7 protein-coding genes are annotated in these 6,323 nt (G+C 63.1%); 4 read left to right on the forward strand and 3 right to left on the reverse strand.

Going from position 1 to position 6,323, the window contains the following annotated elements:
* Nucleotides 1-112: 112 nt before the first annotated feature.
* The 3 genes from AB7F49_RS36950 to AB7F49_RS36960 all read left to right on the forward strand — a co-directional run bounded on the left by AB7F49_RS36950 (nt 113) and on the right by AB7F49_RS36960 (nt 2,381).
* Nucleotides 113-724: a PAS domain-containing protein gene (locus AB7F49_RS36950; protein ID WP_428532201.1), complete on the forward strand. Its 612-nt coding sequence runs from the start codon at nt 113-115 to the stop codon at nt 722-724.
* A gap of 77 nt (nt 725-801) precedes the next feature.
* Nucleotides 802-1,434, forward strand: coding sequence for a PilZ domain-containing protein (locus tag AB7F49_RS36955; protein ID WP_428532204.1), 633 nt, complete (start codon nt 802-804; stop codon nt 1,432-1,434).
* Between the two features lie 341 nt (nt 1,435-1,775).
* A complete protein-coding gene (locus tag AB7F49_RS36960; RefSeq protein ID WP_428532219.1) occupies nt 1,776-2,381 on the forward strand; it encodes a transglutaminase-like cysteine peptidase in 606 nt (201 codons plus the stop codon).
* A gap of 118 nt (nt 2,382-2,499) precedes the next feature.
* Here AB7F49_RS36960 and AB7F49_RS36965 read toward each other — a convergent pair whose 3' ends face one another.
* The 3 genes from AB7F49_RS36965 to AB7F49_RS36975 form a co-directional block, all read right to left on the reverse strand.
* Nucleotides 2,500-5,025: a caspase family protein gene (locus tag AB7F49_RS36965; RefSeq protein ID WP_428532207.1), complete on the reverse strand. Its 2,526-nt coding sequence runs from the start codon at nt 5,023-5,025 to the stop codon at nt 2,500-2,502.
* A gap of 71 nt (nt 5,026-5,096) precedes the next feature.
* Nucleotides 5,097-5,627, reverse strand: a complete 531-nt coding sequence (locus AB7F49_RS36970) for a gamma carbonic anhydrase family protein (protein WP_428532210.1) — start codon at nt 5,625-5,627, stop codon at nt 5,097-5,099.
* Between the two features lie 27 nt (nt 5,628-5,654).
* The gene (locus AB7F49_RS36975) at nt 5,655-5,981 is read right to left on the reverse strand and encodes a DUF6949 family protein (RefSeq protein WP_428532213.1); all 327 of its coding nucleotides are present in this window, start codon (nt 5,979-5,981) and stop codon (nt 5,655-5,657) included.
* A 148-nt stretch (nt 5,982-6,129) separates the two neighbouring features.
* Here AB7F49_RS36975 and AB7F49_RS36980 point away from each other — a divergent pair.
* Nucleotides 6,130-6,323 (forward strand): hypothetical protein (locus AB7F49_RS36980; RefSeq protein WP_428532216.1); only part of this gene is annotated, 194 nt, incomplete at its 3' end.

Raw genomic sequence — 6,323 nt, forward strand, 5'->3', positions numbered from 1 at the left:
CGCAGCCGGCACTAGAGCTGCAGCGTGTGAGCCGACACCAGCCGCCCGCCCCCAATCTGCCCCGATTCGGATCAGTTTGCGGGGTCGCGCGGCACGCTCGGCACAGGAACGGATGAAGCAGCGGGTCACGCGGGAATTGTTCGACTATTGGAACACGCTGCGCGGCAGACGGCGCGCGCCGGCGCGTGCCGATCTCGATCTCCCCGCAATCCGAAACAGCCTTGCCAGCACCTTCATCCTGGCTTTGGATCCCGACATCGGCCATCCGTTCCGCGTTGCCGGAACCGCGATCTGCGAATTCTTCGGGCGAGAACTGACCGCGACGCCGTTCCAGCATCTTTGGTCCCAACGCGACCGAGCTGCGCTCGCCGACATTCTTGCGGCGGTAGCGGAGGAAGCGGATGGCATCGTTGCTCGGGTGGCCGGGTGCAATTGCGACACGGAAAAGGTCGAGCTGGAAATGGTGCTGCTCCCGCTCACCGACTCCGGCAAGGAGGTCACCCTCGTGCTCGGGGCCCTCGCTACGGTCCCACCGCCGCCCTATTGGCTTGGAACCAGATCGTTGCAGATGCTGCGGCTCGGGGATCTGCGTTTTACGGCAGCGGGACGGGAAGCGGTCGCGGCACCGGACTTTCTGAGCCGCCGGCACAGTCCGCTCCAGGGTCCGGGCTTTGTCATCTATCCGGCGGCGATGTCCGGCATTTCACGAAAAAATCAGGGCTAACTCTGCGTTAACGCAGCTTGAATAGGTTTTAACCGGCGCGTGCAATTTGCACGCGGGCAAGTCAAGCATCGCGCGTCATGGCAGTTTTCTTTACCGGTCTCGCCCACGCAAATGCCCGTGTTCTTCCTCACAGCGAAGAACGGCGCCGCTTCCAGCGCGTGAAGGTCAATCTGCTTGGCCGCTACATGCTTCCGGACCGGCGCGAATTTCCGTGCCAGGTGGTGAACATGTCGCCCGGCGGCATGGCGGTATTCGCACCGGTATTCCCGCAGATCGGCGAGCGGGTGATCGCCTATATCGACCATGTCGGCCGGCTCGAAGGCGTCGTGACACGGCATTTCGACAATGGTTTCGCCTCGACCATTGCGGCGACCGCGCGCAAGCGCGACAAGCTCGCAGCGCAGCTTACCTGGCTCGCCAACCGCCATCTGCTTGCCTCCCCGGAAGATCGCCGGCATGGCCGCTTCGCGCCGCGCAATCCCATGACCATGCTGGTGCTTCCGAACGGAGTGAATCTCGGATGTCGGCTGATCGACGTGTCGCTGTCCGGCGCCGCGGTCGCGACCGACCAGCGCCCGCCGCTCGGCGCATTGGTGACGATCGGAAAGGTGCAGGGGCGGGTCGTTCGCCATCTCGATGAAGGCTTTGCCGTCGAGTTCCTGCGTCTTCAGCATCCGGACTTTCTGGAAGAAAGCGTCACCGGCGAGTAAACGCCGGCACCATGCAATCGCTGCGGGACGGCTCCCGGCACCCGCAGATCGTCGTCACCCGTCGCGGCTGCGTCCGCTTCAAGCCAACGATGTCTGCCGACCGACGTCGACAATCGACAACGCGGTCAGGCGCTTGTCGGGCGATTGAGGGACTTTGCATCAAAAGCGGATGGATACAATTTTAGTCGATTTCGATTCAACAAAATCCCTTATTCGCATCGCTCTTTACTCGCTTTCGCCTCAAAAGCGGGCGCTCAACTTAGCCGCAAGACAAAAGCTTTGTGCGAAGTGTGACCCAACGACAAGGGAAGGGGTCACGCGTGCAACGGGTTCTGCTCAACATGCGCGAAGGCGTCCGGATCGCGGCTGCCGGCTGCATGATCGCATTCGGAAGTGCCGCAGCCGCCAGTCAACGTCCGCTGTTCGTGTCGACCGGAGATTCGTCACGAGCGCCGATCGGGTGGATTGAATTTTGCGCCGACAATCCGCGCGAATGCAACATCGCCCGCTCCGCACCGCGCGACGTCGTGCTCACCACCAAGGTCTGGAAAGATCTTGTTCGCGTCAACAAGTGGGTGAACGACACCATCAAGCCGATCACCGACATGGACCAGTGGGGCGTGGTCGAGAAGTGGTCCTATCCGGACACCGGCCGCGGCGATTGCGAGGATTATGTTCTGCTCAAGCGCCGCATGCTGATCAAGGCGGGCTGGCCGCGCGAAGCGCTGCTGATCACCGTCGTGCGCGAGCGCAACGGCGATGGTCACGCGGTTCTCACGGTGAAGACCGACAAAGGCGAGTTCATCCTCGACAACCAGCATCCCGACATCCTGCTGTGGTCGGACACCACCTATCGCTTCGTCAAACGGCAGTCGCAGCACGACCAGAATGTCTGGATATCGCTCGGCGACCCGCGTCCTACCATCTCGACCGCTACTTCACGCTAACTCAACGAACCAGAGAGACAGCGAGAACGCGATCCCGGTCACGTCCCCACCCCTCCCCGTCCCAGACCGGGCTCGTGGCGGCCGGCTCCCCCCCAGAGCCGGCCGCATTTTTTTGCGCTCAGTTCTTGCGCGCGAGCGTGCGCCCGCTTTCTTCGATCACTTTCGGTCCCGCCTGTGTGAACACGACGCGCAGATCGTATGAGGCCGCTCCACTGGACGCGCGCTTCGCACCCGGATCGCGGACCTCGTAGTCGAGTTCGCCCGACATCTGGCAGGTCGATCGCGCTTCTTCACATTGCACGCGCATGGTATCGAGCCGCAATTTGTAACGCCGCTGCGGCCAGCGGTTGAGGTACCGGCGCTTTTCCTCAACCACCTGCGCATTCGGCACCACCTTGCCGTAATATCGGATTTCGGCGCCGAAGCTGTTGCGAACGAAGGCCAGCACCGCATCGGTCTGCCCTTCCGTGCGCCGCATATAGTCTTCGACGAAAGCGCGGGCGCGATTGTCCAGCGTTGCGTTCGTATTCTGCCGCGGCGTCTCCGGCGCGACACTCACAAGCCGCCCCTGACAGGAGGCCCGGGCCGACGCCAATGCCTGCCCGCCTCCGTCGAGCCGGACCCTCAGGAGACCATCCAGACTGAGAAGCGGCAGCGTCGCCAATTTCGCGCGCGCAAGCCCGTCAAGGCAGGCGCTCGGTTCCTCATCGGGTGTCTGTACGCGGATGACACCCTGCTCGCTGGTCAAATAGATCGGACCGCAGGGGCGTCCGTCGAGCAGCATCGGCGCACGCTCGGCGCTTTCGCCATAGGCGAGCGAGGGCTCGAATTCGATCTCGGCAGGGCCGGACGGATTTGAGGACGGCTTGTCGCGAAATTCCAGCGCTTCGTAACCCAGCGTGCCGGACTGATTGCCGCTGCACGTGTACGTCAATTCGGAGCGTCGTCCGACGCGCGCCGTCACGGTCATTCCGTCATTGCTCTTGCGCACCGTTCGCCAATCCTGCGCGGCAAGCACCCCGCCGGACGATCGCGACAGCCCGGCATAAAGGTTTGCGGCGCGTTCCTTCTCGTCAGCGAAGGGCAGCGCCGCCGCCGCGCCTGGTTTGGCGCCGCCATTGTCGATCAGCCGGAACTTGCTGCCGTCAAACGCGTATGACCACGGCGTATGGCACCCGCTGCCACCGCACGCCTTGATGGTGTTGTCATTGGCAACCGTGACCCTCCAGCCGGCTTCGCCGCGGAGCAAGGTGCGGAAAGCCGAGAACAACAGTCTGACCTGCCCGGTGCTGGCACGCCGCCGCTCGGCGAGGCTCGGGATGCCCTTGAATTCGAGCACGCAGAATTTTCCCCACCCGCTCGTCTCTTCGGTCTCGTAGGCAACCCAGACCTCGGGACGGCGATCACCGTTGATGTCCTTGAGCGCGACCTCCATTGCGGTCGGCGTATCGCCGTCGACGCAGCTTGCAACCTGTCCGACCACGCCCTGACTCTCGAGTGTCAGCCAGAATCCGGTCTGCTGGAAATGCACGCTCAGGGTTTCTTCGCGCCCGTCGCGGTCGAGGTCGTATTTGATCGAGAAGCCCTGGACATGGCCGAGGGTGCGCGCACGCTCGCGCTCGGCCTCGCTCATGTCGCCACTCGGCAGGTCGCCGATGCCAGCCTTGGCGATGAAGTCGCCCTCGAATTTTCCGAACCCGTTCGCCGAGCGCAGCACGAAGTTGCGATCCGGCCTGGACAGCGCACGATCGCTGTTGCTGGCGACCTGGTATTCGACACGGCTCGCGGGTGACTTGCCAAGCACCACGTCGGCGCTCCAGTCGCTCACCACCTGCGGAATCTGCTCACCTTTGGTGACCGTGCGCACATAGGCGCTGACATTGCGGAACATCTCGGTGAGCGGACGGCCCTGCTTGCTCAATTCCTCCTTCAGGCCTTCCACGAAAAAAGAGTTCTGTCCCGCACCATCGAACGACACCTGACCTGGCTGGGCGGCGAAGAAAAACAGCGTCTCCGCCCCCTGAGTCTGGCGGCCGGGCTCCGCCAGAACCACACGCGCGAGACCGCGATTGCCGCTCGGCTCCGGCCCGGCCGCAGCCTTGCGATCCGTCGTCTTTCCATCCGCCGCCTTTACCTTGCGTACAAGGTCGACGAGGCGCACCGTCTCCTCGAACGGAAACGGGTTGTTGCGGCAGGCATCGATCAGCAGCGCCTGCCGGATCGCGCCAGAACCGCGCAGCGTTGCCATGAAGCGGTTGAGATCGAGGCCAAGATCGTCGACACGCGAAATCTCGTTCGGATCGACATTGCGGGCGAGCAGAAAATTCTGGTCGAAAAGCTGGATCCCGTGCCCGGCAAAGTAGAACAGCGCGAGATCGGCGCCACGGGCCTGCGCGATGAAGCGCTCGGCCGTCCGGTTGAGGGTGAACGCATCGCCGTCGAAAACCTCGGTCACCTCGAATCCGAGATCGCGCAGGCGGTCTGCAATTGCGGCGGCATCGCGCTGCGCGTTGGGAAGCGACCCGGCCTTGTCGTATTTCGAATTGCCGATCACGAGCGCGACCAGCCGGTCCGCGCTCGCCGGCGTCGCGATCGACGATACCAACGCAATCACGATCGCCATTGCGGCGAGGCGCAGCTTCATCAGCAGCTCTCCCAATGCTGTCGAACCAGTCTCGATATTCTAGGCCGGTGGTGCGGCCGGCGGAAGACGCGTCAGCCGACCCGCTTCAAACCTTTGGCATAGTCGCGCGAACGCCGCACATAGATGTCGGCGCCATCCCGGATTTGCGCGACCGCCTTGTCGTCGAGAGTGCGGATCGCGCGCGCCGGCGCGCCCACGATCAGCGAATGGTCCGGGAATGACTTTCCCTCGGTGACCAGCGCGCCCGCCCCGACCAGGGAGTTGTTGCCGATCCGGGCGCCGTTCAGGATGATCGCACCCATGCCGATCAGACTGTTGTTCCCGATCGTGCAGCCATGGAGCACGACCTTGTGGCCAATGACGCAATCCTCGCCGATGGTCAGCGGGAATCCCGGATCGGTGTGCAGGGTGGCGTTGTCCTGAATCTGCGAGCGCAGCCCAAGCTCGATCCATTCGTTGTCGCCACGCAATACTGCCCCGAACCAGACACTTGTATCGCTCTTCAGACGGACCCGCCCGATCAGCGCCGCGGTTTCGGCTACCCAGTACCGGTTGTCGGCGGGAAATTCCGGGGCCTGCCCGTCGAGTTCGTAGATCGCCATGCTCGCACTTTCGAAACCGTTTCGCGCTCAGCCCATTCCGAGCGCCGCGACCGCCAGCATAACGAATTTTCCAGACATCAGGCTCCAGCAGCCGGCGACGACCGTCGCGACCATTGCGGCGAAAAAATTCTCGACGCCTGGCCGGCGCAGCCTGATCGCATCGCGCAGGATGATGAAGGGCGCCGCGAACACGAGAAACGGAACATGCGCGGCGGCTTTCGGGCCGGTTCCATCACCGAAAATGTTGAACGATGCCGGACGAGCGGTCACGAACTGGTAGCCGGTCGCAAGCACGCCCGCGATCGAAAAGCCCAGCAACAGAACATAAAGCGAATGCAGCGCGCCCGCGGACACGATTCCAACTCCCGGCCTCATCCAACGAAGCCATGTGACAAAGGGTGCCGGCGAGCGCCAGCCTTTCGTTAAGAAAGGGTTAATCCGAAGGCTAGGCAAATCAATGGCTTATGTATCGCTCGTTTCCTGAGAACGGAAAGGAAACGGAATGAACGTCTACACCTGCGTAGACCATGACGGTCATTACCCTGTCGGCGTCTCGTCCGTCGTCGTGGCTGACACCGAGGAAGACGCCCGCGCGCTATTGAGCGCGGCGCTGACCGAGCATGGCCTAGATGGCCGCAGGCCCTTCACGCTGCGCCGGATCAGCACGGACGACCCACGCGCCTTCATTCTTCAAGA

It is taken from the genome of Pseudorhodoplanes sp. (assembly GCF_050250235.1).
GTDB lineage: Bacteria > Pseudomonadota > Alphaproteobacteria > Rhizobiales > Xanthobacteraceae > Pseudorhodoplanes.